Here is a 4,177-nt window from a genome sequence, read left to right on the forward strand (position 1 = left end):
CCTCATCATATCCGACGAGCAGCATGCAATGCTCGTTTGACCGCCACGTAAACAACTCACCACTGTCCAAAAGTTTCCACTGAGGACCGATGATTTCTTTCTTCATATCAATGCATGCCCAGAACACGACCGGCATATCCCGGTCAATATAGCGTTCGATCAGATCCTGCATCGACGTTCCCGTCTCATCAACCACCGTGTACTGATCTCCAACTGCTTTCTGCAACGCCTCGCAGATCACCGGCGCGTAGCATCCGAACGAGTCTGCATCATACGGGCTTCCGCAGAAAGCCTTGCGCGGATCCGGTCCGTACATCTGTCCGTCCCGTTCCTGCATCGGCACACACGTAACATAGTTTTGGATAAATTCATCCACTGTAATTTCATAACCGAGATACTGCAAAAGCATCGTTGCCGACACGCTCTCGCAGCCGGTCGGATAGGAAACACTCTGATCGATATATGGTACCTCTATTATCTTTCGCATGTTATTTTCTTCTTCTCCCAAAGCATGCTGCTTCCACTCCTGCCTCACTGCCGCATGCAAATTTTCATCATTTACAGCATTGACACATCATTGGTGAAATCATTTTTGATTCTGTATTTTATCACTATATGATTACGCAGCCACGCTTTTCTTCTCACGCGAAGAAAACATGCGCTTCATCACGGTCAGCACAACAAGTAAGATCACAAGACTGCTGCCCAGCGCAATCCACCAGCTCTGCGATACCCCTGCGATAATGTAACCGATAAAACATACGACTGCAACCACTGCCGCATACTGCATCTGCGTGGTTACGTGGTTAATATGGTTGCTCTGCGCTCCGGCAGATGACATAACTGTCGTATCGGAAATCGGAGATACATGATCGCCGCATACCGCACCGGCAAGAACTGCCGATACGGAGATGATCATCATCTCAAGCTTATCCGTTCCAGGGAACATTGCGATTGCGATCGGTACAAGGATCGCAAAAGTCCCCCAGCTTGTTCCGGTAGAAAATGCGAGGAAAATTGCTACAAGGAACAGGATTGCCGGAAGCAGCAGACTCGCTGAAGCACTTGCTCCAACCGCATTCTCAACAAACGTGCCGATTTCCAAGGCGTCACCCATGCCTTTTAATGTCCATGCGAAAATCAGGATTCCGATTGCCGGGATCATCAGCTTAAAGCCTTCCACAAAACTGCCCATGAAATCTTTAAATGTAATGACTTTACGTGGCAGATATAAAAATAAGGTAACAAAAACCGTAACCATCGTTGCAAAAATCAGACTCGTCTCAGCATCGCATCCTGCGAACGCACTGACCACATTATCGGCACCACCCAGATATCCGGTGTAGATCATCGCGCCGATCGCGGAAACGATCAGTACCGCAACGGGAAGCACCAGATCAATCACCTTGCCCTTTGTAGAAACTTCTTCCTCTTTTACCTGCTCGAACTCCTCTGCGCCGGATGTAAAGAGATCGCCTCTGGCCGCATTGTCTTCATGCTTTTTCATCAGGCCGAAATCAAAATTCGCCACGATCACATAAAATACCATGACCAACGTTAAAATTGCATATAAATTGTACGGAATCGTGCGCAAAAATAACTGGAAGCCCGAGATTCCCGCATCCTCCGGCACATAGGAATTGACCGCTGCCGCCCAGCTGGAAATCGGTGCAATAATGCACACCGGAGCAGCGGTGGCATCAATAATATATGCCAGCTTTGCACGCGAAACTTTATAGCGGTCCGTAACCGGTCGCATAACCGATCCGACCGTCAAACAGTTAAAATAATCATCTACGAAGATTAAGATACCAAGTCCTGTTGTCGCAAGCATCGCACTCTTTTTCGACTTAATCTTGTCTCCGGCCCACTTACCGTATGCGGCCGAACCGCCGGACCTTGACATCAAAACAATGATCATTCCAAGCAGCACATCAAAAATAAGAATATTTAAATTCATACTGCTTTTCATGATATCAAACAATGCGATAAACGCATTCCACGGATGAAATCCCGTATAAAGCAGCGCACCCACTGCGACTCCGATAAAAAGGGAACTGTACACTTCCTTCGTCACAAGTGCAAGTATAATTGCAAGAAGCGGCGGTACCAGTGACCACCATGTACCGATAAACATTGACGCATCCATTTTCAAAACCATCCTCTCTCATTTGTTTCACTACATAACATTTCTTTCATCATACACATAAATTTGATGTATGAAAAGTAATTTTTGCACTTTTTTGCACGGAAATTGCATATCTCTTCCTATAACATCAAAAAGGACCGACGTATGCTCTTATCCGGAGCCGCATCGATCCTTTCTTCTTCTTACTTTATGCAATTACATAATCACAAACTATACGGTTTTACGTCCGCAGCACTGTTTATACTTCTTGCCGCTTCCGCACGGACACGGATCATTCGGATAAACTTTTGCATGTTCGCGCTTCTTCGGCGCATTTGCTACAGTCTCATCCTTATTGGTTCCGGTTACCTTGGCAACCTGCTCTCTCTCAACCTTCTGCTCAACCTGAACGTGGAACAGAAGACGGATTGTATCTTCCTGAATTGCAGAAATCATCTCATCGAACATATCAAAGCCAGCCATCTTGTACTCAACAAGCGGATCTCTCTGACCGTATGCCTGAAGTCCAATACCCTGACGCAGCTGATCCATATCATCGATATGATCCATCCACTTACCATCGATTACCTTAAGAAGAACAACACGCTCCAGCTCACGGAACTGCTCGATCTCAGGGAACTCCGTCTCCTTTGCCTCGTAGAGAAGTACTGCCTTCTCCTTCAGATGCTGCTTAAGTTCCTTCATATTCTTCACATCAGAGATACTCTCCTCTGTGATCGGCTCAAGCGGAATGATCGGAAGAATCAGTTCGTTGAGTTCATTTAAATCCCACTCTTCACGAGGAATCTCATTGGAGATACAGGTGTCAACCGCCTTCTCAACCTGATCCTGGATCATCTTGAAGATGACATCTCTCATGCTGTCTCCGTTCAATACCTTACGACGCTCAGAGTAGATGATCTCTCTCTGATCATTGTTTACCCGATCGTACTCTAACAGATTCTTACGGATTCCGTAGTTGTTGTACTCGATCTTCTCCTGTGCCTTCTCGATCGCAGAGGTCAGCATCTTATGCTGGATCTGCTCGCCTTCCGGCACACCAAGTGTTGTAAATACGGACATCAGTCTCTCTGATCCGAACAATCTCATCAGATCATCTTCAAGAGAAATGAAGAACTGGGACTCACCCGGATCTCCCTGACGGCCGGAACGTCCACGCAGCTGGTTATCAATACGGCGGGACTCATGTCTCTCTGTACCGATGATCTTCAGACCGCCGGCAGCCTTTGCGTCATCGTCAAGCTTGATATCCGTTCCTCGACCGGCCATATTGGTGGCGATCGTTACGGCACCGTGCTGTCCGGCCTGTGCAACAATCTCAGCCTCAAGTTCATGGAACTTTGCATTCAATACCGTATGCTGGATACCTTCGCGCTTCAACATACCGCTGATCAACTCAGAAGTCTCGATCGTGATGGTACCAACCAGAACCGGTTGCCCCTTCTCATGTGCTTTCTTAACTTCCTCTACAACAGCCTTAAATTTCTCTTTCTTGGTCTTATATACGGCATCCTGATGATCGATACGGGCGATTGGACGGTTCGTAGGGATCTCGATTACGTCCATTCCATAGATATCACGGAACTCTTTCTCCTCGGTCAACGCGGTACCGGTCATACCTGCCTTCTTATCAAATTTATTGAAGAAGTTCTGGAATGTGATCGTCGCAAGGGTCTTGCTCTCACGCTTTACCTTCACATGCTCCTTCGCCTCGATTGCCTGATGTAATCCATCGGAATAACGTCTTCCCGGCATGATACGTCCGGTAAACTCATCGACGATCATAACCTGATCATCCTTCACCACGTAATCCTGATCACGGAACATAAGATAGTGTGCACGAAGTGCAAGGATAATATTATGCTGGATCTCAAGATTCTCAGGATCCGCAAGGTTCTCAATATGGAAGAACTGCTCAACCTTATGCACACCTTCCTGTGTCAGGTTTACAACCTTATCTTTCTCATTTACGATGAAGTCTCCGGTCTCTTCCTGCTCGATTCCCATGATGGCATCCATCTTGGAATA

Annotated in this window: 3 protein-coding genes; all 3 read right to left on the reverse strand. The window is 46.9% G+C overall.

Annotated features, from left to right (window positions below):
- Nucleotides 1-487, reverse strand: a 487-nt coding sequence (locus tag ACR0QE_RS13170) for a C39 family peptidase (RefSeq protein ID WP_432628791.1), incomplete at its 3' end; no start/stop codon positions are given.
- Nucleotides 488-619: 132 nt separating this feature from the next.
- On the reverse strand, nt 620-2,149 hold the full coding sequence (locus ACR0QE_RS13175; protein ID WP_432628792.1) for a Na+/H+ antiporter NhaC family protein: 1,530 nt from the start codon (nt 2,147-2,149) through the stop codon (nt 620-622).
- Nucleotides 2,150-2,359: 210 nt separating this feature from the next.
- A partial coding sequence (gene secA, locus ACR0QE_RS13180) for a preprotein translocase subunit SecA (RefSeq protein WP_432628793.1) occupies nt 2,360-4,177 on the reverse strand: 1,818 nt, incomplete at its 5' end.

The organism is Brotaphodocola sp., from assembly GCF_050873065.1.
Classification (GTDB): domain Bacteria; phylum Bacillota; class Clostridia; order Lachnospirales; family Lachnospiraceae; genus Brotaphodocola.